At 44.3% G+C, this 26,163-nt stretch carries 22 protein-coding genes, 1 tRNA gene and 1 riboswitch; of the genes, 16 read left to right on the top strand and 7 right to left on the bottom strand.

Annotation, left to right across the window (positions count from 1 at the left end; genetic code table 11):
* The 4 genes from rsxC to AB4513_RS23885 all read right to left on the bottom strand — a co-directional run.
* On the bottom strand, positions 1–2,246 hold a 2,246-nt coding region (gene rsxC / locus AB4513_RS23870; RefSeq protein WP_372193444.1), incomplete at its 3' end, for an electron transport complex subunit RsxC.
* Between the two features lie 7 nt (positions 2,247–2,253).
* Positions 2,254–2,847, bottom strand: a complete 594-nt coding sequence (gene rsxB, locus AB4513_RS23875; protein ID WP_009848647.1) for an electron transport complex subunit RsxB — start codon at positions 2,845–2,847, stop codon at positions 2,254–2,256.
* 2 nt (positions 2,848–2,849) lie between these two features.
* The gene (gene rsxA, locus AB4513_RS23880) at positions 2,850–3,428 is read right to left on the bottom strand and encodes an electron transport complex subunit RsxA (protein WP_004734039.1); all 579 of its coding nucleotides are present in this window, start codon (positions 3,426–3,428) and stop codon (positions 2,850–2,852) included.
* A gap of 526 nt (positions 3,429–3,954) precedes the next feature.
* A tRNA-Asn gene (locus AB4513_RS23885) sits at positions 3,955–4,030 on the bottom strand.
* Between the two features lie 509 nt (positions 4,031–4,539).
* Between AB4513_RS23885 and uvrB the strand changes: the two genes are divergently transcribed.
* The 3 genes from uvrB (at position 4,540) to luxU (ending at position 8,629) form a co-directional block, all read left to right on the top strand.
* Complete coding sequence (gene uvrB / locus AB4513_RS23890; RefSeq protein ID WP_009848646.1) at positions 4,540–6,570, top strand: excinuclease ABC subunit UvrB; 2,031 nt, start codon at positions 4,540–4,542, stop codon at positions 6,568–6,570.
* A gap of 301 nt (positions 6,571–6,871) precedes the next feature.
* Positions 6,872–8,260: a quorum-sensing sigma-54 dependent transcriptional regulator LuxO gene (gene luxO / locus AB4513_RS23895; RefSeq protein WP_009848645.1), complete on the top strand. Its 1,389-nt coding sequence runs from the start codon at positions 6,872–6,874 to the stop codon at positions 8,258–8,260.
* Between the two features lie 24 nt (positions 8,261–8,284).
* Positions 8,285–8,629, top strand: coding sequence for a quorum-sensing phosphorelay protein LuxU (gene luxU, locus AB4513_RS23900; protein ID WP_009848644.1), 345 nt, complete (start codon positions 8,285–8,287; stop codon positions 8,627–8,629).
* Positions 8,630–8,730: 101 nt separating this feature from the next.
* Here the strand turns inward: luxU and AB4513_RS23905 are convergent, their stop codons facing one another.
* The gene (locus tag AB4513_RS23905; RefSeq protein ID WP_009848643.1) at positions 8,731–9,618 is read right to left on the bottom strand and encodes a YvcK family protein; all 888 of its coding nucleotides are present in this window, start codon (positions 9,616–9,618) and stop codon (positions 8,731–8,733) included.
* Between the two features lie 194 nt (positions 9,619–9,812).
* Positions 9,813–9,965: riboswitch (molybdenum cofactor riboswitch) on the top strand.
* Here AB4513_RS23905 and moaA point away from each other — a divergent pair.
* The 11 genes from moaA (at position 9,954) to AB4513_RS23960 (ending at position 20,294) form a co-directional block, all read left to right on the top strand.
* Positions 9,954–10,943, top strand: coding sequence for a GTP 3',8-cyclase MoaA (moaA, locus tag AB4513_RS23910; protein WP_009848642.1), 990 nt, complete (start codon positions 9,954–9,956; stop codon positions 10,941–10,943). (Overlaps the previous riboswitch by 12 nt.)
* 86 nt (positions 10,944–11,029) lie before the next feature.
* A complete protein-coding gene (gene moaB, locus AB4513_RS23915; RefSeq protein ID WP_009848641.1) occupies positions 11,030–11,542 on the top strand; it encodes a molybdenum cofactor biosynthesis protein B in 513 nt (170 codons plus the stop codon).
* 12 nt (positions 11,543–11,554) lie between these two features.
* The gene (moaC, locus tag AB4513_RS23920; protein ID WP_004734026.1) at positions 11,555–12,034 is read left to right on the top strand and encodes a cyclic pyranopterin monophosphate synthase MoaC; all 480 of its coding nucleotides are present in this window, start codon (positions 11,555–11,557) and stop codon (positions 12,032–12,034) included.
* Entirely contained in the window at positions 12,031–12,276 is a 246-nt protein-coding gene (gene moaD, locus AB4513_RS23925; RefSeq protein ID WP_009848640.1) for a molybdopterin synthase sulfur carrier subunit, read from the top strand. The genes moaC and moaD overlap by 4 nt, the downstream gene beginning before the upstream one ends.
* Positions 12,277–12,278: 2 nt before the next feature.
* Positions 12,279–12,752: a molybdopterin synthase catalytic subunit MoaE gene (gene moaE / locus AB4513_RS23930; protein WP_009848639.1), complete on the top strand. Its 474-nt coding sequence runs from the start codon at positions 12,279–12,281 to the stop codon at positions 12,750–12,752.
* Between the two features lie 660 nt (positions 12,753–13,412).
* Complete coding sequence (locus tag AB4513_RS23935; RefSeq protein WP_009848638.1) at positions 13,413–15,044, top strand: ABC transporter substrate-binding protein; 1,632 nt, start codon at positions 13,413–13,415, stop codon at positions 15,042–15,044.
* A 110-nt stretch (positions 15,045–15,154) separates the two neighbouring features.
* Positions 15,155–16,075: an oligopeptide ABC transporter permease OppB gene (gene oppB / locus AB4513_RS23940; protein ID WP_009848637.1), complete on the top strand. Its 921-nt coding sequence runs from the start codon at positions 15,155–15,157 to the stop codon at positions 16,073–16,075.
* Positions 16,076–16,090: 15 nt separating this feature from the next.
* Positions 16,091–16,993, top strand: a complete 903-nt coding sequence (gene oppC / locus AB4513_RS23945) for an oligopeptide ABC transporter permease OppC (RefSeq protein ID WP_009848636.1) — start codon at positions 16,091–16,093, stop codon at positions 16,991–16,993.
* Between the two features lie 51 nt (positions 16,994–17,044).
* On the top strand, positions 17,045–18,016 hold the full coding sequence (locus tag AB4513_RS23950) for an ABC transporter ATP-binding protein (RefSeq protein ID WP_009848635.1): 972 nt from the start codon (positions 17,045–17,047) through the stop codon (positions 18,014–18,016).
* Positions 18,013–18,999, top strand: a complete 987-nt coding sequence (gene oppF / locus AB4513_RS23955) for a murein tripeptide/oligopeptide ABC transporter ATP binding protein OppF (protein ID WP_009848634.1) — start codon at positions 18,013–18,015, stop codon at positions 18,997–18,999. Before AB4513_RS23950 ends, oppF begins: the two co-directional genes overlap by 4 nt.
* 356 nt (positions 19,000–19,355) lie before the next feature.
* On the top strand, positions 19,356–20,294 hold the full coding sequence (locus AB4513_RS23960) for a glutathione S-transferase family protein (RefSeq protein ID WP_009848633.1): 939 nt from the start codon (positions 19,356–19,358) through the stop codon (positions 20,292–20,294).
* A gap of 93 nt (positions 20,295–20,387) precedes the next feature.
* Here the strand turns inward: AB4513_RS23960 and pta are convergent, their stop codons facing one another.
* Positions 20,388–22,553, bottom strand: coding sequence for a phosphate acetyltransferase (pta, locus tag AB4513_RS23965; protein ID WP_009848632.1), 2,166 nt, complete (start codon positions 22,551–22,553; stop codon positions 20,388–20,390).
* Between the two features lie 146 nt (positions 22,554–22,699).
* Positions 22,700–23,896, bottom strand: a complete 1,197-nt coding sequence (locus AB4513_RS23970; protein ID WP_009848631.1) for an acetate kinase — start codon at positions 23,894–23,896, stop codon at positions 22,700–22,702.
* A gap of 341 nt (positions 23,897–24,237) precedes the next feature.
* Here AB4513_RS23970 and yfbV point away from each other — a divergent pair, with 341 nt between their 5' ends.
* The gene (gene yfbV / locus AB4513_RS23975; RefSeq protein WP_009848630.1) at positions 24,238–24,690 is read left to right on the top strand and encodes a terminus macrodomain insulation protein YfbV; all 453 of its coding nucleotides are present in this window, start codon (positions 24,238–24,240) and stop codon (positions 24,688–24,690) included.
* A gap of 311 nt (positions 24,691–25,001) precedes the next feature.
* On the top strand, positions 25,002–25,967 hold the full coding sequence (locus tag AB4513_RS23980; RefSeq protein ID WP_009848629.1) for an ABC transporter substrate-binding protein: 966 nt from the start codon (positions 25,002–25,004) through the stop codon (positions 25,965–25,967).
* Positions 25,968–26,163: the final 196 nt, after the last annotated feature.

Genomic DNA, 26,163 nt, shown 5'->3' on the forward strand with positions numbered 1-26,163 from the left:
GCGCGAGCTATTGCGGCAGCGACAGCATCTTTTTTAGCATCGCCAGAACTTTTAACCGGAGCTTCACTTTCGGTTAGAGTAGCTGATTCAGCTTGTTGTGCTTTCTTTGCTTTAGCGCGAGCTATTGCAGCAGCGACAGCATCTTTCTTGGCATCGCCAGTACTTTCAGCCGGAGCCTCACTTGCGGTTTGAGTAGCTGATTCTGCTTGTTGAGCTTTCTTTGCTTTAGCACGAGCGATAGCTGCAGCAACAGCATCTTTCTTAGCGTCGCCAGTACTTTCAGCTGGAGCTTCACTTTCGGTTTGAGTAGCTGATTCCGCTTGTTGAGCTTTCTTGGCTTTAGCGCGAGCAATGGCCGCAGCGACAGCATCTTTCTTAGCGTCGCCAGTACTTGCAACTGGAGCCTCGCTTTCTGTTTGAGTAGAAGATTCCACTTGTAGAGCCTTCTTGGCTTTAGCGCGAGCAATAGCCGCAGCAACCGCGTCTTTCTTAGCGTCACCTGATTTTTCTGCAGGAGCATCAGTTGCTGCTTGTTGTGCCTTGCGCTCTCGAGCTTGTCGTTTACGTTCTTCACGCAGTTTCGACATTTCAGAATTGTCTGGTTCAGCGCTATCCGCTTTCTGAGCCGCAGCTTGTTTTGCTTTTGCCTTGGCAATCGCAGCCGCAACCGCAGGTTTCACCGCTGGTTCCGCATTAGGAGCTTGGTCTGCTGTCGCTTTTTGTGCCTTAACACGCGCAATCGCCGCAGCAATTGCATCGTCACCGTCGGCTGATTTCATGTCTTTACGACGGTTGTCAGCTGCTTTCTTAAAGCGGTTTTCACGTTCTGCTTTGTCGCGCTCCATACGAGCGTTTTTCTCTTCGAAACGAATCTTGGCGCGCTCTGCTGCAGCGGCTTCATCTTTTCGAGTTTTGATCTCAGCTTTTGCTTGGCGGTAGTACTGAACAAGAGGAATTTCACTTGGGCAGACAAATGCACAAGCACCGCATTCAATACAGTCTTTAATATTCAGTTCTTCACACTTATCCAACTCGTTGGCTTTGGCGTGCCATTGCAGTTGTTGAGGAAGTAGAGACGCAGGACAAGCTTCAGCACACGCGCTGCAACGAATACATTCCATCTCGTAAGTGCTTGGTGAAATCTCACGACGCGTTGGCGCTAAAATACAGTTCGACGTTTTGGTGATTGGCACATTGGCATGCGGCAAGGTAAAGCCCATCATCGGGCCGCCCAAAATCAAACGCGGCAGTTTTTTATCGGCTTTGTAGCCAAACTCTTCAAGTAACTCATGTACTGGTGTGCCTAATAGCGCCCAAACGTTACGAGGTTGCTTAAAGGTTTTACCGGTTAATGTCACAACGCGGTTAACCACAGGTTCGCCGTCAATTACCGCTCGCTTAATCGAGTAAAGAGAGCCGACGTTCTGAACCAAAACACCAATGTCTGCAGGGATGCCGCCAGCTGGGACCTCTTTGTTGGTGAGAATCTTGATAAGCTGCTTCTCACCACCAGAAGGGTATTTAGTTGGGATAACACGAATGACGATATCTTTGTCTCTCGCAGCAATCTCAAGTGCTTTTATCGCATCTGGTTTGTTGTCTTCAATGCCGATAACCGTCAGCTTTGGTTGAAGAATGTGTTCAACCACTTCGATGCCTTTTAATACTTCGTCGGCATGTTCTTGAAGCAACTTGTCATCAGAGGTGATGTAAGGTTCACATTCCGCAGCATTGACGATCAAAATGTCGGTACGACCTAAGCCTGATTGAAGCTTCTTAGCCGTAGGGAAGCCTGCGCCGCCCATGCCTGAAATACCAGCTTGGCGAATCACATCAAGCAGTTCGTCAGAGGTCTTTGTCGAGAAATCTTCAACTGGATTTTTTTCAATCCAAGCGTCTAAGCCATCAGGTTTAATAACCACGCACACGTCGCTCAAGCCAGAAGGGTGAGCGGTGGTTCGTGGTTCGATAGCGGTAATCACACCCGATGTTGGCGCATGTACTGGCAAAGTAAAACCAGTCTCTAAGGCAGTAAGTTGCTGACCTTTGAGTACGGCATCACCGACAGTAACCAATAAGTTACCAGGCTTACCTATATGCTGTTTCACTGGAAGAACGATTTCTTCTGGGAGCCTTGCATGCACGATGTCAGTAGTATTCGACTGTTTCTTGTTTTCAGCAGGGTGCACACCGCCCGGGAAGTTCCAAATAGAGCCCGTGCGAATTTGTTCAATTAAAGAGATCATACTAACCCTATGCCTTAGGCTCTGACGCGGTCGCATCAGTTGCTTGGTTAGTGATATCAGTAACAGGAATGATGTTCATCTGCCATTTCCAATTTTCAGTCGTTGTTGCCACTGGAATCATTTCGATACAGTCAGTAGGGCACGGTGCGACACATAGATCACAACCTGTACATTCATCTTTGATTACTGTGTGGAGTGCCTTGGTGCCACCAACAATGGCGTCAACAGGGCAGGCTTGAATACACTTGGTACAGCCGATACACATATCTTCATGAATGAAGGCAACGGTTTTTACTTTGTTATCTAAGTCATGAGCGGAGTCTTCAACTTCTACGCCCATTAAGTCTGCGAGCTTCTCAATGGTTGCTTGGCCGCCTGGAGGACACTTGTTGATCTTGTCTCCGTTCGCGATCGCCTCCGCGTATGGGCGACAACCAGGGTAGCCACACTGGCCACATTGAGTTTGCGGTAAAATAGTGTCGATTTGATCGACGATCGGATCGGCTTCAACTTTAAAACGGATAGAAGCAAAGCCCAAAATAGCGCCAAAAATAGCGGCTAAAGCGGCGAGTGCAATGATCGCAATTAAAATGGTACTCATGCTTATTTCACCAACCCAGTAAAGCCCATAAATGCCAGAGACATTAGGCCAGCTGTGATCATCGCAATCGACGCGCCTTTAAATGGCATTGGAACATCAGCAACCGCAATACGTTCACGCATTGCAGCAAATAGGATCAATACAAGAGAGAAACCCACCGCTGCGCCAAAACCATAGATGATCGACTGAATGAAGTTGTGGTTTTCATTGATGTTCAGAAGTGCCACACCTAATACCGCACAGTTGGTGGTGATAAGCGGCAGAAAGATACCCAATAGGCGATAAAGGGTAGGGCTAGTTTTGTGAACGACCATTTCCGTAAATTGAACAACCACCGCGATAACCAAGATAAAGCTCATGGTACGCAAGTATTCAATACCCAGAGGGGTAAGGATGTAGGTTTCTACTAGGTATGCAGATACCGACGCTAACGTCAGAACGAAAGTCGTCGCGAGGCCCATGCCAATTGCAGTCTCCAACTTCTTGGAGACGCCCATAAATGGACATAGCCCTAAAAACTTCACTAGCACAAAGTTATTGACTAGCACTGTGCCAACCAACAACAAAAGGTATTCGGTCATAATGGATTAATTCTTGAGATTCCGATCCCGATATTATCCTGTTTTGCTCACCTAATAACAACCAAGGATCACTAGGGATTTAGACACTTGGTGAAAAAAACATCAGGTAATCGATTGATTACCAAAGCTGCAGTAAGTATAGACATAGATTTTGATGGTGTGAGCGTGCAGCGGTATATCACAATGATCTTTGTCTGATCATTTGAGTACTCAGTGATTTCACTTTTGTCTTCGGCCAAAAGGTCGAAATTGATTGAAGTAAATAGCGAACTTTTGAGTCAATTGATTGTTGCTAACTCAAGGCTGTTGCTCGGTTGCTTAGAGGGCTTTTAGGAAAGTGAGTACGTTAAAACGCAAAAAGCCGCATCGAGTGATGCGGCTTCTTTAAATTTGGCCCCCTTGTCGAGACTTAAACGCGGGCGGGTAGCACGGTCCGACGATTCGGGTGTGATATTAACTTGGAACAAGTTAGTCGCAGTTATATACGAAAAAAGCCCAATCTTTCGATTGAGCTTTTTTCTGAATTTGGCTCCCCTTGCAAGACTTGAACTTGCGACATACGGATTAACAGTCCGCCGTTCTACCAACTGAACTAAAGGGGAATTGCTTGTTAGCGACGCGAATTCTAATAAGACTCCTATTTTCTGTCAATAAAAAATAGCAGAAAAAAATAAGATAAAAAACTTTACTTTCTTGAACGCCTTATCAGATTTAGCTTTGCTTTAGTTATCCACCAAAATTGTGGATAAGTATGTGCGTGAAACTTTAACAACAATAATTGGGATAAATCTGAAAATGTTAAAATCTGCGGTAACGTGATGTATTTAAAAGTTTTATATCGAAACATTACGATTGTATAACTTTTTAAGATTATAAAATAAACAGTAAAACAAGTGCTATTTTTAGATTTTTTGGGGAAAAGTAGTGGATTAAAAATCGAGTAATTTAGCTGAAGAGATCTTGCAGGGGCACGGATAATACCAAGTTCCAAAAATAAAAGCTATAACTGATATCTAATCTTAAGATGCATTTCTCTAGATAATAGTTGCAACGACACTCCTCCTAGAGTGACAATGACCTGATTAAATAAACAGTATGGAAATGGCGACCTATGAGTAAACTCTTTGACTTGGTATCGGACTACAGTCCGTCCGGTGACCAGCCGACGGCGATTACCAAATTACTAGATGGACTAGATTCTGGTTTGGCACATCAAACTCTATTAGGGGTAACGGGCTCGGGTAAAACCTTTACGCTTGCCAACGTCATTTCTCAATCTCAAAGACCAGCAATCTTGTTAGCGCCTAACAAAACGTTGGCAGCTCAACTTTATGGTGAGATGAAGTCATTCTTTCCAAATAATGCCGTTGAATACTTCGTTTCTTACTACGATTACTACCAGCCTGAAGCGTATGTACCAACCACAGATACGTTCATTGAGAAAGATGCGTCGGTGAATGCTCATATCGAGCAGATGAGACTTTCGGCGACCAAGGCCTTATTAGAGCGAAAAGACGCCATCATTGTAGCTTCTGTATCGGCTATCTATGGTCTTGGTGATCCTAAATCGTATTTGAAAATGATGCTTCACTTGAGTCGTGGTGAGGTTATGGATCAGCGTGATATTTTGCGCCGTTTGGCGGAGCTACAATATTCAAGAAACGACGTCGCATTTGAACGAGGTCAGTTTCGCGTGCGTGGTGAAGTGATTGATATCTTCCCGGCTGAATCTGACCAAGATGCCGTGCGAATTGAAATGTTCGATGATGAAGTGGATTGCATCAGTATCTTTGACCCACTAACTGGTGCGGTTAAGCAAAGAGACCTGCCTCGCTTTACGGTTTATCCAAAAACGCACTATGTAACTCCACGAGAGAAAATCCTTGAAGCGATTGAGAAGATTAAGGATGAGTTGCGTGATAGAGCTCAATATTTAAAAGACAATAATAAGCTTCTAGAAGAACAGCGTATCTCTCAAAGAACTCAGTTTGATATCGAGATGATGACCGAGCTTGGCTTCTGTTCTGGTATCGAAAACTATTCACGATACTTGAGTGGCCGTGCTGAAGGGGAAGCGCCTCCGACGTTATTTGATTACTTGCCTGATGATGGTCTGTTGATTATCGATGAGTCACACGTGACCGTGCCGCAAATTGGTGCGATGTATAAAGGTGACCGCTCTCGTAAAGAAACCTTGGTTGAATTTGGTTTCCGTCTGCCTTCGGCATTGGATAACCGTCCAATGAAGTTTGAAGAATTTGAGTCTATAGCCCCGCAAACAATTTTTGTGTCGGCCACGCCAGGCAATTACGAAATCGAAAAATCAGACGGTGAGATTGCTGATCAAGTGGTGCGTCCTACTGGTTTGTTAGACCCAATTATTGAAGTAAGGCCTGTCGCGACTCAGGTTGATGACCTATTGTCTGAAATCAGAATACGTTCAGTGAAAGAAGAGCGTGTACTTGTCACGACGCTAACTAAGCGAATGGCAGAGGACTTAACTGAATACCTGAGTGAGCATGGCGTTAAAGTTCGTTACTTGCACTCTGATATCGATACCGTTGAACGCGTAGAAATTATCAGAGACCTACGTTTGGGCGAGTTTGACGTGTTAGTGGGCATTAACTTACTTCGAGAAGGTTTGGATATGCCGGAAGTATCGCTGGTGGCGATTCTTGATGCTGATAAAGAGGGCTTCTTACGTTCTGAGCGTTCTTTGATACAGACCATTGGCCGTGCAGCTCGTAATTTGGAAGGTCGAGCAATTCTATATGGTGACTCGATTACTAAGTCGATGAGAAAGGCGATTGATGAAACCGACCGCCGTAGAGAGAAACAGCAGGCCTATAACGAAGAGCAAGGTATTACGCCGCAAGCACTTAAACGTAATATCAAAGACATTATGGAGTTGGGTGATCTAACCAAGTCGAAGCAGCAGCGCCAATCGAAGCAAGTTCCTCTATCTAAGGTGGCAGAGCCTTCTGAAAGTTATGTCGTACTGACTCCACAACAGCTTGATAAAGAGATCAGCAAGCTAGAAGCTGCGATGTATCAGCATGCTCAGAATCTAGAATTTGAATTGGCCGCACAAAAGCGTGATGAAATTGAGCAGCTAAGAAAGCAGTTTATTACCAACAGCTAATCTCACTTTCCACTCAAGAAGTTGATCCCTTCAGCACAAGAATTGAGAGTGTTTCAGACAAAAAACAGCCAGTAGTAAATGTTCTACTGGCTTACGTCTGTGGACACAAAGTCCACTAACAACGTCAGTTGGCTAGGTGACCCGAAGGTCAGTTAGATAACTGCATCGTTCGTGCCACATAGATAACACATTGATTGTTTGAAGCAAGCAAACGAACACAGTATAAATAGTGTGGTTAATTTGCATAATGCAAAGCGGAATGCGATTATAATAAGAAATGCAAATTATAAATGGCTAGGATATGCAATCAAAAACGTTAGATAACAAATCGAAGTATTTGTTAATGGTAGAAGATACCGCGTCGGTAGCAGCGTTGTATCGATCGTATCTTACACCGCTCGAAATTGATATTAACATTGTTGGTACTGGCCGCGATGCAATCGAGAGTTTGAACCATCGAATCCCAGACCTCATTTTATTAGATCTACGCCTGCCCGATATGACGGGTATGGATGTACTGTTTGCTGTAAAACAAAAATATCCGGAAGTTCCGGTTATCTTCATGACTGCTCACGGCTCTATTGATACCGCAGTAGAAGCCATGCGACATGGTTCCCAAGATTTCCTTATCAAGCCGTGTGAAGCCGACCGACTTCGTATTACGGTGAACAATGCGATCCGCAAAGCCACTAAACTTAAAAATAGCTCGGAACATCCAGGAAATCAGAACTATCAAGGCTTTATTGGCAGTAGTCAAACCATGCAGCAGGTTTACCGAACGATCGATTCTGCCGCATCGAGCAAAGCCAGTATTTTCATCACAGGTGAAAGTGGTACCGGTAAAGAGGTATGTGCTGAAGCCATTCACGCTGCGAGTAAGCGTGGTGATAAGCCATTTATCGCGATCAACTGTGCAGCGATTCCTAAAGATTTGATTGAGAGTGAACTGTTTGGTCACGTTAAAGGGGCCTTTACTGGGGCGGCAACGGATCGACAAGGCGCGGCTGAACTTGCAGATGGTGGAACCCTGTTCCTCGATGAATTGTGCGAAATGGACTTAGAGCTGCAAACTAAGCTACTCCGCTTCATTCAAACTGGCACCTTTCAAAAAGTCGGCTCTTCGAAGATGAAGAGTGTGGATGTTCGTTTCGTATGTGCAACGAACCGCGACCCTTGGAAAGAAGTTCAAGAAGGTCGCTTTAGAGAAGATCTGTACTACCGTTTATATGTGATTCCATTGCATTTGCCGCCATTGCGTGAGCGTGGTGAAGATGTCATCGAAATTGCATATTCATTGCTGGGTTATATGTCTGTCGAAGAAGGCAAGGCGTTCGTACGTTTTGCTGAAGAAGTACTCGATCGCTTTAATCAATATGAGTGGCCGGGGAACGTTCGTCAGTTACAAAATGTGTTGCGAAATGTAGTGGTACTGAATAATGGTAAAGAGATTACTCTCAATATGCTTCCACCGCCATTGAACCAACCAATTGAAAACAGTCTCCGTTTAAAAGAGAAGCAGAACGAAGACATCACGGTAAAAGATATTTTCCCATTGTGGATCACTGAGAAAACGGCTATCGAACAGGCCATCAAAGCGTGTGACGGTAACGTTCCTCGCGCGGCAGGTTTCTTGGATGTCAGTCCATCGACGATATACCGAAAATTGCAAACATGGAATGCGAAGCAGTAATCACCAAATAATAAGAAAAGAGCAATGATGATAATATTAAATCAGCAAAAAGTTGATGAGCTTGCCGGTGAAATAGGGCAAGAGAATGTCCCAGTGTTACTGGAAATATTTTTAGGTGAACTGAAGGGATACTACGAACATTTAGAGCTAAATAAAGAGTCAGACACATCTAAGTATTTAGCGGATATTAGCCATGCACTTAAGAGTAGTGCTGCGAGCTTTGGAGCGGACTCTTTGTGTAGTTTTGCGATTAGCCTAGATGCAAAAGTGAAACAAGCGCTGCCAATGACAGAGGTCGACTTTCAAGGTATGCAGGATATTTTGTTATCCACCTACCAAGAGTACCAGCAGTTAATGACAGAGCTTTAACGCGGTCAATTATCACTAAAGTGGTCAGTCATCAATGAACTTAAAAAGGAGCATCGTGCTCCTTTTTGTTTTTGTTTGGTAAATAGATTCAGAAAACCGAGTTAAACCAACTGATCCCTAATTGCTTGTTGGAGTTTTAAACGGTCGTGTCGCCAATCTCTATTTGGCGAGGCAAGGTCAGTAGTCACGCAATTCCAAAGCCCTTCAAGTTCCGGATGGGGCGCGTTACCTAATACAATATCAATTTTTCTTGCCTTACAGGTACGCTCACACCACTCCAATTGCTCTTGTAGCGTCATTTTCCCAGCAGGTCCATGCTCTGGCGACAGGTTTTCAACGAAGATAACCTTGGCTTTAGTATTATCAGCGATCGCTTTACCAATTTCTGGCAGTAGAAGGGGCGGCATAACACTGGTTAGAAAACTTCCCGGGCCAAGCACGATACAGTCTGCTTGTTCGACAGCTGCAACGGCTTCTCTGGTCGCAGGAACTTCTGGAGACAAGTCCATCATGCGCAGTTTTTCTGTCATGTCATCAACGTTGGTTTCACCCGTAACCCAACGGCCGTCCATTGACAAAGCAGTGAGATCGGAAGGATGTTCCGTCATTGGCACAATATTCACATCGACTTTAAGCATGTTACGAATCAGGTTGATCGCTTCCAATGGGCGAACAGAAAGGTTGTCTAGTGCAGTCAGCATTAGGTTACCGAGGTTGTGACCATCGAGTTCACCTTGACCGCGAAAGCGGTATTCGAACATCATCGAACTGATCGAAGGCTCGGTGATTAGTTGGTTGATACAGTTACGAGTATCACCCCAAGCGATACCACCTTGGCAATCTCGAATACGCCCGGTTGATCCACCGTTATCTGTGGTTGCAACAATGCCTGTCGCGTTGCTACCAAAGTCTTTTAATGCCGCAAGCATACGACCTAAGCCGTGACCACCACCAATTGCGACAACTTTCTTTGAAGAGTAAATATTCATTTTTTGTTCTTGTTAGATTATTACCAACTATAATTTAGGTTAAATGCTTCTCGTCAGATACTCAACAAGAGTTATTTTGAGGGTTTGATACGTTTTTTTTGCCGATGTGACTCGTTTTTTGTCATCAAAGCTAGATTCACGTACAAATATTAAGTATTTTATTACTCAGCTACTGCGCGTGTGAATATAAAGTGCAGTTGCCATAACTCCGAGCTCTCGCATGCTAAGTCGCACAGTGGTATTTGCTGTACCGATACGCATCAAGAGCCAGTGACATGTTGTCACAAGGGCTTAATTGGAAATGATTATGCCTCCCGTGTTTGGAAAGGTGTTCCGTGGCGCAACAATTCGAAGATAGATTCCATCGCAAGTTTTATTACTTGCGCTTGTCGGTTACAGACGTCTGTAACTTTAAATGTACTTACTGCTTGCCAGATGGTTATAAACCGTCAGGGCAAAAAAACTCGTCTTTTTTAAGTGTTCCTGAGATCAAACGCGTTGTTAAAGCGTTTGCTGATTGTGGTACCTCAAAGATCCGCATTACTGGCGGAGAGCCGAGTCTGCGTAAAGACTTTCCTGAAATCATACATACCGTTGCTTCTACTCCAGGCATTGAAAAAGTAGCCACCACAACGAATGGCTACCGCATGGAGAAACAAGTAGGGCAATGGCGTGATGCTGGTTTAACCCATATAAACGTGAGCGTGGATAGCTTAGATTCGCGCATGTTCCATCAGATCACTGGTGAGAACAAGTTTACTGAGGTTATGCGAGGTATTGATAAAGCGTTTGAGGTTGGCTTTGAACAAGTCAAAGTCAACGTCGTATTGATGAAAGACCTCAATAGTCAGGAATTACCAGCCTTCCTTAATTGGATTAAAGACAAACCTATTCAATTACGTTTTATCGAGCTGATGAAAACCGGCGAGATGGACGAGTTGTTCGATAAACACCATGTGTCTGGCGTTGCGATCCGCAACCAGCTTATTGCTAATGGTTGGCTGTTAAAAGTCAAAGCTGTTAACGATGGCCCGGCGCAAGTGTTTGTCCACCCAGACTACAAGGGTGAAATTGGTTTGATCATGCCTTACGAGAAAGACTTTTGTGAGAGTTGTAACCGACTGCGTGTTTCTGCGACCGGTAAACTTCACCTATGTCTGTTTGGCGACCACGGTGTTGAACTGAGAGATCTGATTCAAGAAGATCAACAAGAGCAAGAGCTCATTGATCGAATTCAGGCTCAGCTTCAAACCAAGTCCGTTAGTCACTTCTTACATGATGGCAACAGCGGCATGACTCCAAATTTGGCGTCAATCGGCGGTTAACCCGCTATATACTCTAAAGCATTTTATCGCTCAGCTTCTTTAAGCTGGGCGAATCAGTCTAATGAAAAATTTATATAGGTGAACAAATGGGTCACGCAGAAAGCAAATTTCAAGCAGCGAACATTGCAGTACTAACGGTTTCAGATACTCGTACAGAAGAAAATGACACGTCAGGTGGTTACCTAGCTGAGCATGCTAAGAAAGCTGGTCACAACGTGGTTGATAAGCAAATTGTTATCGATGACATGTACAAGATCCGTGCGATCGTATCTCAGTGGATTGCTGATGACAGCGTCCAAGCGATCATGATCACTGGTGGTACGGGTTTTACTTCTCGTGATAGCACCCCAGAAGCACTTAAGCCACTGTTCGACAAAGAAGTAGAAGGCTTTGGTGAGCTATTCCGCCAAGTGTCTTACGAAGAGATTGGTACTTCGACGATTCAATCGCGTGCAATCGCGGGTTTTGCTAACCACACGGTTATCTTTGCGATGCCAGGTTCTACAGGTGCGTGCCGTACAGGTTGGACTAAGATCATCAAGCAACAGATGGATGCTAGCCACCGTCCTTGTAACTTCATGCCACATCTTTCTGTATAAGGTGGTTTGAGCATGAGCCAATTTACCCACATTAACGCGTCTGGCGAAGCGAACATGGTCGATGTATCGGCTAAAGCGGAAACTGTACGCGAAGCGAGAGCGGAAGCTTTCGTTCAAATGTCAGCTGAAACGCTAGAACTGATTGTTTCTGGTAGCCACCATAAGGGTGATGTTTTTGCGACGGCACGTATTGCTGGCATCCAAGCGGCTAAGAAAACGTGGGACTTGATTCCACTGTGTCACCCTCTACTACTAACTAAAGTCGAAGTGCAGCTAGAAGCTATCGAGTCTGAAAACAAGGTTCGCATTGAATCTGTTTGTAAACTTGCGGGTAAGACGGGCGTTGAGATGGAAGCGCTTACGGCTGCTTCTGTTGCTGCGCTAACGATTTACGATATGTGTAAAGCCGTTCAAAAAGACATTGTTATCGAAAATGTACGCCTGTTAGAGAAGACGGGTGGTAAATCTGGTCACTTCAAGGTGGAATCATGATTACTGTACTGTTCTTTGCTCAAACTCGTGAACTTGTCGGTGTCGATAGCCTAGAAGTCGATGCACAATTCAATACTATTGAAGCGATTCGCAGCCACCTTGTAACACAAGAAGGCAAATGGGATATCGCATTGGAGGAGGGCAAACTTCTGGCTGCGCTTAACCAATCAATCGTACCTTTGACAACTGAAGTGAAAGACGGCGATGAAGTGGCTTTCTTCCCACCGGTTACTGGAGGTTAGCCATGAACGACTCTCGAGTTATTGATCCAAGAGTACTAGTTACGGCAGAAGATTTTTCTGTGGGTGACGAATACGATTATCTAGCTCAAGGCACAGCTGCAGGAGCGGTAGTGACGTTTGTTGGTAAAGTTCGCGACATGAACCTTGGCGACAACGTGATTGGTTTGTCTCTAGAGCACTATCCGGGTATGACAGAGAAGTCGCTGAGCGAGATCTGTGATCAAGCTGAAGCGCGCTGGCCTATTCAGAAGATGCGAGTGATTCACCGTGTTGGTGACCTAGATATCGGTGACCAGATTGTTTACGTTGGTGTATCCAGTGCGCACCGAGGGGCTGCCTTCGAAGCGTGCGAGTTTGTTATGGACTTCCTCAAAACCAAAGCGCCGTTTTGGAAAAAAGAACGTACCACTGAAACAACTCGCTGGGTTGATTCTCGCGATTCTGATACCAAAGCTGCAGAGCGCTGGAAAAAGTAAATTATCCCACATAATGTTTCGTCCTTAACGTGATAACGCATTTCAGGTTAGGACTTAGGTAATAAAGCCGACGTTGAACGTCGGTTTTTTTGTGCGTGCAACAAAGTCATTTATAAAAAATAGGGTGTTTATTAAATGATTAATCATTCGAGTTGCATATAAATTCTTTGGCTTATTTTTTCTGTACTGGTGCAGCTCTGCATCTGTTTTGGTGCAGTGCATTATGCTGTTTTGTATAAAGTGATAATCCTCACAAATAGTACAGTCTATTTAGGGGATATGTGATGTGCACTTAGATTTAATGTGGCATTAATGTTAACTTATCAAAGGTGTTCTAGCATAAGATGCTAAAAAAAAGTATCAACACAGATACATCAACACTAAAGGCTGTTATTTAATAAATCCCTATGTGTAACTCACTATTCATTAGGATTTTATTAGATATTTACACTGATACCTTGAGTATTTCGGAGAATTATCCGATTTTTTGCGACTTGTTTATGGCAAATTACTTCAATGGTTGATAGTGTGTGCCTCAATCTTTGTAAGGTTTTAGATTTTTATGCTTATATTTTAAGCTAAATAAATCTAAATCACTGCCGTTCAGTGAACTTAGCAAAGAAGTCATGGATGCAATACGAAAAACTTGGAGTTTATTAAATGTACAAGAATAAAATCACTCAGGCCCTTCTTCTAGGTGCTGGTTTGGCAGTGGCTGCCACTTCTACTCTTTCTATCGCTGCTGAAGTTCCAGCAGGTACAGAACTAGCAAAAGTTCAGGAACTTGTTCGCGGTAACGGTACTGAAGTTGCGACTATCGACCCACACAAATCTCAAGGTGTACCAGAATCTCACGTAATTCGTGATCTTCTAGAAGGTCTAGTGAACCAGGACGGTGAAGGTAATACTATCCCTGGTGTTGCTGAGAGCTGGGAAACGACAGACAACAAAACATTCACTTTCCATCTACGCAAAGATGCAAAATGGTCTAACGGCGATCCTGTAACAGCTGAAGATTTCGTTTACAGCTGGAAACGTGCAGTTGATCCTGCCACTGCTTCTCCATACGCTTGGTACATGGAATATACCAAGATGGTGAATGCGAAAGACATCGTAGCGGGTAAGAAAGACAAGAGTGAGCTAGGCGTTAAAGCTGTAGATGCAAACACACTTGTTGTTGAATTAGAAACAGCGGTACCATACTTCGTAATGATGATGGGCCACACAACAGTGAAGCCAGTACACAAAGCAACTGTTGAAAAATTCGGTGACCAATGGACCAAGCCGGGTAACTTCGTAGGTAACGGCGCATTCTCTGTTGATAAGTGGGTTGTTAACGAACGTCTAGTTCTAAAGCGTAACGACCAATACTGGAACAACGACAAAACTGTTCTAAACAAAGTAACCTTCCTACCAATCGAAAACCAAGTTGCGGAAATGAACCGTTTCTTATCTGGTGAAATCGACTTCACAAATGAACTTCCAACTGAGCACTTCAAGCGTCTTAAGAAAGAGCACGCAGAAGACGTATCTGTAGCTGGTAACTTGTGTACTTACTACTACATCTTCAACACGAAGAAAGCTCCATTTGATGACGTTCGCGTACGTAAGGCTATCTCTTACGCAATTGACCGTGACATCGTGACTGGCGCTATCTTAGCGCAAGGTCAAAAACCAGCATATTTCCTGACGCCTGAAATCACGGCGGGCTTCGATCCTGAGCTTCCTCAGTACGGTACAATGTCTCAAAAAGAACGTAACGTAGAAGCGGCACGTCTTCTTGAAGAAGCGGGCTACGGCAAAGACAATCCACTAAACTTCAACCTACTGTACAACACTTCTGAAAACCACAAGAAGATTGCTGTAGCACTAGGTTCTATGTGGAAGAAAACACTGGGTCTTAAAGTTACACTTGAAAACCAAGAGTGGAAAACTTACCTATCTTCTAAAGATTCTGGTGACTTCGAAGTAGCTCGTGCTGGTTGGTGTGGTGACTACAATGAAGCGTCGTCATTCCTAACGCTAATGAAGAGTAACAACACTACCGGTGGTGTTCACTACGACAGCGCGGCTTACGATCAAATCATTGATAAAGCACTGAACTCGACTTCAGAAGAAGAGCGTAAAGCACTTTACCTTGAAGCTGAGGCGCTAATGGCTAACGATATGCCTATCGCACCTATCTACCAATACGTGAAATCACGTCTACTAAATCCGCACGTTGGTGGCTTCCCTACTAATAACGCGGAAGATAAGATCTTCTCGAAAGACTTATACATCAAGGCTCAATAAGCTTCGATTCTAAAAGTTAATATAACTATAACGATACAGACACTACATGCGTAATACGCGCATGTAGCGTCTTTCTAATTTTAATTGTCACAGACTGAAAGAGTGAGTTTATGCTTAAATTCATTATGAAAAGGATATTTGAAGCGATTCCAACGATGTTGGTGTTGATCACTATATCTTTCTTTCTCATGCGTTTCGCACCGGGTAACCCGTTTTCAAGCGAGCGTCCATTACCGCCAGAAGTTATGGCTAACATCGAAGCTAAATACGGCTTAGATAAACCAGTATTTGAACAGTACACCACGTACTTAACCAACATCCTTCAGGGTGATTTTGGTCCATCTTTCAAATATCAAGATTACACAGTAAATGAGCTGATTGCTGTAGCACTTCCAGTATCTGCGAAGGTAGGCTTCGTTGCCTTTATCTTTACGCTAATTATGGGGGTCACCGTCGGCACTATAGCCGCGTTGAAGCACAATACCTGGGTCGACTACACCATAATGTCGACAGCCATGCTCGGGGTGGTGATGCCATCCTTCGTGTTGGCACCAGCGCTTATTTACCTTTTCTCCCTGCACTGGAATATATTCCCAGCAGGTGGTTGGCATGGCGGCACCTTCGTGTACATCGTGCTACCTGTTATTGCGATGTCTCTTCTATATGTAGCAACCTTTGCTCGTATCACTCGCGGTAGCATGATTGAAACGTTAAACAGTAACTTTATCCGTACTGCTCGTGCTAAAGGTCTAAGTTACCGTTATATCGTTCTTAAACATGCGCTTAAGCCAGCAATGCTACCTGTTGTGTCATACATGGGACCTGCGTTCGTAGGTATCATCACAGGTTCAGTTGTTGTTGAAACCATCTTTGGTCTACCGGGAATCGGTAAGCTGTTTGTTAACGCCGCGTTTAACCGTGACTACTCGTTAGTAATGGGTGTAACCATTTTGATTGGTTTCCTATTCATCTTGTTCAACGCTATCGTTGATATTTTACTAGCGCTTATTGACCCGAAAATTCGCTACTAGCAGGGACGCATGGTTATGTTGAAGAAAAAAGAAAACTTAGAAGCGATCGAAAAATTCTCTGAGAATTTGGAAATTGAAGGTCGTAGTTTGTGGCAAGATGCGCGTATTCGTTTTATGCGCAACAAAGCGGCAATGATCAGTCTGTTCATTCTAATTATCATGGTGCTTTCGGTAATCTTCTTACCTATGTTGGCGCAGCATGCTTACGATGATACTGACTGGTACGCAATGCACGTAGGCCCAAATGCGGATCACTGGTTTGGTACCGACAGTTTAGGTCGTGACTTATACGTTCGTACAATGATTGGCGGCCGTATTTCTCTGATGGTTGGTGTGATGGGCGCATTTGTAGCGGTACTGATTGGTACGCTTTACGGTGCAGCTTCAGGTTTCATTGGCGGTCGTACTGACCGAGTGATGATGCGTATCCTAGAGATCTTGTACGCAGTACCATTCATGTTCCTTGTGATCGTACTGGTAACATTCTTTGGTCGTAATATTGTACTTATCTTTGTTGCTATCGGTGCTATTGCTTGGCTCGATATGGCACGAATCGTACGTGGTCAAACGTTGAGTCTACGTAGCAAAGAATTCATCGAGGCTGCTCACGTATGTGGTGTAAGTAAATGGAAGATCATTACACGTCATATCGTACCGAATGTATTGGGTATTGTTGCGGTTTACTCGACGCTACTTATTCCGAGCATGATCCTTACTGAATCATTCTTATCTTTCCTTGGTCTTGGTGTTCAAGAGCCTATGACAAGTTGGGGCGCGCTATTACAAGAAGGCTCGCAAACAATGGAAGTTGCTATTTGGCAATTGGCATTCCCAGCGGCATTCATGGTAGTTACGCTGTTCTGCTTTAACTACGTAGGTGATGGTCTGCGCGACGCGCTTGATCCAAAAGACAGATAAAGAAATAGCAAATAAAAATACAAAAGCTATAAAAGATTGAAGGAAGCAATGATGAGCTTATTAGATGTCAAAGATCTGCGCGTCGAATTTACCACGCAAGATGGTATCGTAACCGCAGTAAACGACTTGAACTTCTCACTTAACCAAGGCGAAACGCTGGGTATTGTTGGTGAGTCGGGTTCAGGTAAATCACAAACGGTATTTGCACTGATGGGGCTGCTGGCTAAGAACGGCATCATCTCAGGTAGCGCAAAGTTTGAAGGCAATGAAATTCTTAACCTGCCTGAAAAAGAGCTGAACAAAGTACGTGCTGAACAGATCGCGATGATCTTCCAAGATCCAATGACGTCACTGAATCCTTACATGAAAGTATGTGATCAGCTGATGGAAGTACTGATGCTGCATAAAGGCATGGGTAAAGCAGAAGCGTTCGAAGAATCAGTTCGTATGCTGGAAGCGGTGAAAATCCCTGAAGCACGCAAGCGCATCACTATGTACCCGCACGAGTTTTCGGGCGGTATGCGTCAGCGTGTGATGATCGCAATGGCACTGCTGTGTCGCCCTAAATTGCTTATCGCTGATGAACCAACAACGGCACTGGATGTAACCATTCAAGCGCAAATTATGGAATTGCTGAACGAACTTAAAGATGAGTTCAATACGGCAATCATCATGATCACCCATGATTTGGGTGTTGTTGCTGGCTCATGTGACAAAGTACTGGTGATGTACGCAGGTCGTACAATGGAATATGGCACGGTTGATGAAATCTTCTACGAGCCAAGCCACCCTTATGCGGAAGGCCTGCTTAAAGCAATTCCTCGTTTGGATACCGAAGGTGAAATTCTACCGACGATTCCAGGTAACCCACCTAACTTACTTCGCCTACCAACAGGTTGTCCTTACCAAGACCGTTGTCACCGTGTAATGGACCGTTGTAAGCAAGAAGCACCGATTTTGCAGCCATTTGCTAAAGACCGTCAGCGTGCTTGTTTTTCAGACTGGGAGACTTGGACAAAATGAGTAAAGAATTACTATTAGATATTAAAGACCTAAAAGTTCACTTTAGCATTGCGGCTAAGTCTGCTTGGCCTTGGGCGAAACCATCAAACCTTAAAGCAGTCGATGGTGTTGATGTTCATCTTTACGAAGGCGAAACGCTAGGTGTGGTAGGTGAGTCTGGTTGTGGTAAGTCGACTTTTGCACGCGCAATTATCGGTTTGGTTGAAGCGACTGAAGGGCAAGTGATGTGGTTAGGTCAAGACCTAACTAAGATGCAGGAAGTGAAGCGTCGTGAGACTCGTAAAGAGATTCAGATGATCTTCCAAGACCCGCTAGCGTCGCTTAACCCACGTATGTCAGTAGGCGATATCATTGCTGAGCCTCTAGAGACTTTCTTCCCTGAACTTTCTAAACAAGAAGTAAAGGACAGAGTTAAAGAGATGATGGCAAAGGTTGGCCTATTACCAAACGTAATCAACCGTTACCCACATGAATTCTCTGGTGGTCAGTGTCAGCGTATTGGTATTGCACGTGCGCTTATCTTGAAACCTAAGATGATCATCTGTGATGAACCTGTTTCTGCACTGGATGTATCTATCCAAGCTCAAGTAGTTAACCTTCTTAAGGAGCTACAAAAAGAGTTAGGTTTGTCTTTGGTATTCATCGCGCACGATTTGTCAGTGGTTAAACACATCTCTGACCGTGTCTTGGTGATGTACCTAGGTAACGCGGTAGAGCTTGGTGAATCAGACGCCTTGTTCTCTGACCCTAAGCACCCGTACACCAAAGCGTTGATGTCTGCAGTTCCGATTCCAGATCCTCGTCTAGAGCGCAACAAAACGATTCAGATGTTGGAAGGCGATTTACCTTCACCAATCAATCCACCGTCAGGTTGTGTGTTCCGTACACGTTGCCCACAAGCAACAGAGGCTTGTGCGCAAACTAAGCCAACTATTCAAGGCGATGACGTTCACGCAGTATCTTGCTTGCACGTACAAGTCTAGAGCCTATTTAAAACGGTTCAGCCTGTGACAGGCTTAAGCGCGACTAGTTATTAGAGTCGCGCTTTTTTTGTGTCTAAAGTTCCATATTAAATAAGCTTCATCAAATAATTTGAACAACTAAGCCAACTTCTTCTAGTTTAGAAAAAGTTGGCTTTTTTTATACTAATACCAATCGTAGTAAATAACTGCTCATCCTAGCTTGTTAAAACGCTCGATAACGGCGTTAGAATTTTTGATTGTAGAATAACTACTAACAGAAAAATTCTTCCTTGTTCTCAAGCCTTTTCTCTGCGCTATTTCTGAACATTTACTTACTGTGATTGGTATAAAAAATTTTGGATGACAGAGGTTTGGATATGGGCAAGTTAGTTGAAGGTGTTTGGCACGATGTGTGGTACGACACCAAAGAAAGCGGTGGCAAGTTTGTTCGTGAAGATGCAGGCTTTCGTCACTGGGTAGAGAATAAAGCGTCCGCGCAGTTTCAGCCTGAAAGCGGCCGTTATCACTTGTACGTATCATTGGCTTGCCCTTGGGCGCACCGCACCCTTATCTTCCGAGAGCTTAAAGACCTAACCGATCACATTGACGTGACGGTTGTTTGCCCAGACATGATGAGTGATGGTTGGCAAATGGGGTTACCTGAACCTCTGTTCGGCCATACGCGCATGCATCAAATCTACACTCAAGCCAAACCTGACTACTCGGGTAGAGTGACGGTGCCTGTGTTGTGGGATAAAAAGACTAACACCATTGTGAGTAACGAGTCGTCTGAGATTATCCGTATGTTTAACTCAGAGTTTAATGAACTGACAGGCAACACCGATGATTACTATCCGTGGGAACTGGCAAAGAAGATTGATGAGTGGAATGACTATATCTACCCAAACATTAACAACGGTGTGTACCGAACGGGCTTTGCAACGACACAAGAAGCCTACGAAGAAGCGTATGATGCGTTATTTGAAGCCTTAGACAAAGTAGACGCTCACCTTAGCGAACATCGCTATTTAGCGGGTAACGAGATTACAGAAGCGGATTGGCGCTTGTTTACCACTCTGGTTCGATTTGATGCCGTTTATGTTGGGCACTTTAAGTGTAATAAGCAGCGAATTTCAGACTACGTCCATATTCAGGGCTACTTAAAAGAGCTCTACCAGGTCGAAGGCATTAAAGAGACGACCGATTTTTATCACATCAAGCGCCACTATTATTACAGCCATACAGGTATAAACCCAACCCAAGTTGTGCCGAAAGGACCTGCGCTAGACTTAGAATCAGTCCATGGGCGAGGTTAGATTAATCTTAAGAGCATCAAGTAACCTTAAGCGTTAGATATAAAAAAACCCTAGATAAGAATCTAGGGTTTTTTGCTTTCTACAAAAGAAAAATTAGTTAATTACTTTTTCTTCAGCTTGAGCTGCTTGGTCTGCTTGGATAGCCGTTAGAGCCACTGTGTAAACGATGTCGTCTACTAGAGCGCCACGAGACAAGTCATTTACTGGCTTGCGCATACCTTGAAGCATTGGACCGATAGACACTAGATCTGCTGAACGCTGTACCGCTTTGTAAGTCGTGTTACCCGTGTTTAGGTCTGGGAATACGAATACTGTCGCTTTACCTGCAACTGGAGAGTTAGGCGCTTTAGAAGCGGCTACGTTTTCCATGATTGCAGCGTCGTACTGAAGAGGACCGTCGATCACAAGATCAGGACGTTTCGCTTGAGCAAGTTTGGTTGCTTCACGCACTTTATCTACGTCTGCACCTTTACCAGATTCACCAGTAGAGTAAGAGATCATAGCAACGCGTGGGTCGATACCGAATGCCGCAGCAGAATCTGCAGATTGGATAGCGATTTCAGCAAGCTGTTCAGCTGTTGGATCTGGGTTGATCGCACAGTCACCGTATACAAGAACTTGATCAGGCAGAAGCATGAAGAAGATTGAAGATACGATAGAAGCATCAGGAGCAGTCTTGATGATCTGGAACGGAGGAACGATAGTGTTCGCCGTTGTGTGAACAGCACCAGAAACTAGGCCGTCAACTTCGCCAGCTTCAAGCATCATAGTACCTAGGAATACTGAGTCTTCTAGCTTCTCACGAGCAACAACTTCAGTCATACCTTTAGCGCCACGAAGTTCTACTAGACGAGCTACGTAGTTTTCGCGAACTGATGCAGAATCGATGATCTCAACGCCAGCGCCAAGCTCAACACCTTGCTGTGCTGCAACGCGACGGATTTCTTCAGGGTTACCTAGAAGTACACACGTTGCGATACCGCGCTCTGCACAGATAGCCGCAGCTTTAACTGTACGTGGCTCGTCACCTTCAGGAAGAACGATGCGCTTAGCCGCTTTACGAGCAAATTCAGTTAGCTGGTAACGGAATGCTGGTGGGCTTAGACGACGGATGCCTTGAGTACCTTCAGATAGAGAATCAATCCAAGGGCCATCAATGTGGCTTGCAACGTGATCGTTAACGAACTCGATACGCTCTTTATCGTCTGCAGGAACTTCTAGGTTGAAGCTCTGTAGGTTTAGAGACGTCTGCCAAGTGTTACCTTGAGCTTTGAAGATCGGTAGACCTGAAGCGAATGCTGGTGCACAAAGGTTAGCAATACTTTCTGGAATGTCGTAACCGCCAGTCAGTAGGATTGCGCCAATCTCAACACCGTTTTTCGCAGCAAGAGCCGCAGCAACGATAACGTCAGGACGGTCTGCAGAAGTTACTAGCAGTGAACCTGGCTTGAAGTGCTCAATCATGTGCGGTAGAGAACGTGCACAGAAAGTGATGCTCTTAATACGACGAGTTGAGATTTCACCTTCGTTAACGATTTCAGCGTTAAGGTGCTTAGCCATATCAACCGCACGAGTTGCGATTAGGTCGATGCTCCATGGCACACAGCCAAGAACACGGATAGGACTAGAGTTGAAGATTTGCATTACTTCAAGGTTCGCTTGCTGAGCGCTGTCTGCATCATCAAAGATTTCAGATAGGTCAGGGCGAGTACGACCAGCTTCATCAACAGGAGCGTTAAGCTTGTTGATGATTACGCCTTTGATATTCTTGTTCTTAGTACCGCCGAAGTTAGAACATGCTACTTCGATACGCTCTTTAAGTTGCGTAGGGTTGTCAGTACCAGGAGTCGCAACGAATACGATCTCTGCGCCAAGCGTTTTTGCGATTTCTGCGTTCACTTGGTTTGCAAACGGGTGCTTACGAGTAGGGACTAGGCCTTCGATTAGCGTTACTTCAGCGTCTTTGTTGATTTTGTTGTATTGCTCAACAACAGATTCAAGAAGCTCATCCGTTTTTTCACTACCGATCAAAGCTTCAGCTTTTGTCATTGCGATTGGCTCACCAATCTTAATGTCGCTATTCGCGCTGATGATAGTAGAGGTTAAATCTGGCTGGTTACCACCGCTACGAGGTTGAGCGATTGGCTTGTAGAAAGAAACACTTACGCCCTTACGCTCCATAGCGCGAAGAACACCCATGCTAACACTAGTAAGACCAACACCAGCGCTTGTAGGGATAAGCATAATAGTACGTGACATTGACGAACACCTTTGACTATTGGAAATAAAAAAGCTCAACCGCTATTCCCACCGATAAACATATTGGGGTAGGAATAGAAGTTGAGCCCCATTTTCTTGATATGAAAAACTGACTAGCTTCGAGTGAAGCTAGTCAGGAAAATCAATTAAAGACCTGCTAGTTTCGCAGTGTCTTCAGCAATTACTAGCTCTTCGTTAGTCGAGATAACCATTGCAGGGATACGGCTGTTAGCTGTAGTGATAGTACCTTCGCCGCCGAAACGAGCTTTAAGGTTAGCTTCACCGTCAACTTCGATGCCGAAGATGCCTAGGCGGTTAAGAACCATTTCACGGATTGGGCCAGAGTTCTCGCCGATGCCGCCAGTGAAAGTGATTGCGTCTAGACGACCTTCTAGAGTTGCAGTGTAACCAGCAACGTACTTAGCTAGACGGTGACAGAACACGTCCATTGCACGAGTTGCTTCTTCTTTCTCGCCGTAGTTGTCTTCAACGAAACGACAGTCAGAAGTCACTTCAGTTAGACCAGCAAGACCAGATTCTTTAGTTAGCATGTTGTTGATTTCTTCAACAGAGTAACCAAGAGCGTCGTGTAGGTGGAAGATGATCGCAGGATCTAGGTCACCACAACGTGTACCCATTACAAGACCTTCAAGAGGAGTAAGACCCATAGAAGTATCTACAGATTGACCGTTCTTGATTGCACATACAGAAGCGCCGTTACCTAGGTGACAGTTGATGATGTTAACTTCTTCAACTGGCTTGTTTAGTAGGCCTGCAACTTCACGAGTGATGAATAGGTGAGAAGTACCGTGCATGCCGTAACGACGGATGCCGTGCTCTTTGTACAGGTTGTACGGTAGAGCGTATAGGTAAGACTCAGAAGGCATTGTTTGGTGGAACGCAGTGTCAAATACAGCAACGTTTTGTAGACCAGGGAAGTTCTTTTGAGCCGCTTCGATACCGATAAGGTGAGCAGGGTTGTGAAGAGGTGCAAAAGTCGCAGCGTCTTGAATACCCTTAAGAACTTCATCAGTGATAAGCGCAGAAGAAGTGAACTGCTCACCGCCGTGTACGATACGGTGACCGATAGCGCCAAGGTTAGCTTTAAGCTCAGGCTTAGAAGCAAGAATAGTTTCTACCATGAAAGATAGTGCTTCTACGTGAGCTGCGCCCGCGCCTAGTTGTGCTTCATGCTTGCCATCAAGTTTCCATTTCATACGAGCTTCTGGAAGACCTAGACACTCAGCAAGACCAGTTAGGTGCTCTGCACCTGATTCTGCATCAACAACAGCGAATTTAAGAGAAGAACTACCACAGTTTAAAACTAAAACTAGCTTAGACATTAATGACTACCTGTTTATTTTTCTGATCGAAATCAGTTAAGGATGAAAATTAATCTCAAGAATAGTCGAAGCACATGGGCTTGCGTACTAACCTTGGTCAAAAAAACGTTAATTTCCGTATAAATTGAAAGCACTCTTTATCAAAAAGAGGCTTGTGCATTCCTTGCAGAAGTCTTCTCAAAGTTGCTTAAATTGTAAATAAGGGCAACAATGAGATTGAGGTCTGCAAATAATAGCGATATTGTGCAAATATAACAAAAAAATTTGAAAGAATATTATTTTTCGTCAAATTTTTGTGTTTTTAGTTGATGGTTTCAACTTTTTTTTAATGGGAGACTCATATGAGCAATAGAGTTGGTTTAGCGAGTAGTTTAAAAGATGGCCAAAAGTACATGGATCTCTGGCCCGTCCGCAAAGAGTTAAACTCGATCTTCCCTGAACAGCGCATTATCAAAGCGACGCGTTTTGGCGTGAAAGTGATGCCAGCGATAGCTGCTATTAGTGTTCTTACACAAATGGTCTTTAATAATTATCAAGCGATGCCACAAGCAGTGGTCATGGCTTTGTTTGCAATCAGCTTACCGCTTCAAGGCATGTGGTGGTTAGGTAATCGCTCAAACACACAACTTCCACCTGCGCTAGTCTCATGGTATCGCGAACTTCACGAGAAGATCACTGAAACGGGTTTCGCGTTAGAGCCAATGAAGTCGCGCCCTCGTTATAAAGAATTGGCGATCATTTTAAATCGCGCATTTCGTCAGCTAGATAAATCCTCAATGGAACGTTGGTTCTAATGAGTTTCAACTCTCCCTCTTGTCTGAGAGCAACTATTCATCATTGATGGTTTGTTCTCAGGTTTGATTTTTATTATTTTCGCTTCGCTTTTATTCACCCATCTCCCCCTCATTCCTTTTTTCTCTTACTACTCATGTAGTTTCTTACTTTTCAAATTCTGCCTTTCGCTATTTCACGCATTTTTCGAGCCTTGTTGTGTTTTTGTTAAATATAACTTCAAGTCATCAATAGTTACTGGTAATAATATCAATAGTGATGTTGTTCTCTTTGAGCGAGCAATAATGAGTAGAGCTTGATTCAGGGAGCGATAATGAGTTCTGTAAAAAAGGTATTGGCAGCGGTCGTAAGTTGTCTGTTGTTGCTATGGACAAGCAATGTAATGGCGAACGTTGCCAAAGTTTCGGTTTCACAAGTTGTCGACCATCCAGATCTGAATGCGACGCGTCTAGGGCTTCTTGAAGGATTGAGAGCAAAAGGTTACGAACCGGGTAAAAATTTAGAGTTTTCTTATGAAATGGCTGGTGGCAATCCCGCTCAGGCAGCAAAAATAGCCAGAGAGTTAGTTAGTGAGAACCCTCATGTATTAGTTGGCATCGCGACACCGACCTCTCAAGCGTTGGTTTCAGCGACTCGAACGATCCCGATTGTGTTCACCGCGGTGACAGACCCTATCGGAGCAAGACTTGTTAAACAATTGGAGCAGCCGGGACGAAATGTCACGGGCCTTTCTGACTTATCACCTATTTCCCAACATGTATCTCTTATTAAAGAGCTACTCCCCAATGCAGTTTCAGTCGGTGTGGTTTATAACCCAGCAGAGGCAAATGCTGTTGCTTTAGTAGGGCTGTTAAAGCAGGCAACACGAGACTTTGGCTTTACTTTGCATACTGAAAAAGCGTTGACCATCGATGATGTAGAAGAAAAAACAGCATCCGTGGCTAAGAAATCTGATGTTATCTACGCACTAACTGATAACACGGTGGCAAGCGGTATCGAAGGACTTATAAATGCTGCAAACCAAGCTGGCACACCCGTGGTTGCAGGAGCAACGTCTTATGTTGGCAAGGGAGCAATCGCTGGATTAGGTCTAGATTACTATGACGTCGGGGTGCAGACCGCTGATTATGTGGCCGCTATTTTGAACGGACAAAAACCAGGGAAGTTGAGTGTTAAAACGGCTCAAAGCTCTCAGTTGGTAGTTAACCTAGATGCCGCTCGTGAGCTTGGTTTGACGCTACCTAAGTCTGTGGTTGATCGCGCTATAGTCAGCCGTTGATTAGTATTGACATCAAAAAAACAATGCTCAATAAGTCATTTTGTTAACAGGAATTTAAACCATCACAATGAACAACATTAGTCGACTCTAACCATTAGCTGCGATCTATTTTATTCATTTTTAAGTAGTTATTTCCCCTTCAGGTGCAACGTTAATACCAACTTACATTATTTTACATCGAGAGGGCTGTCGATTA

Source organism: Vibrio sp. 10N.222.54.E6 (genome assembly GCF_041473955.1).
GTDB classification, from domain to species: domain Bacteria; phylum Pseudomonadota; class Gammaproteobacteria; order Enterobacterales; family Vibrionaceae; genus Vibrio; species Vibrio tasmaniensis_A.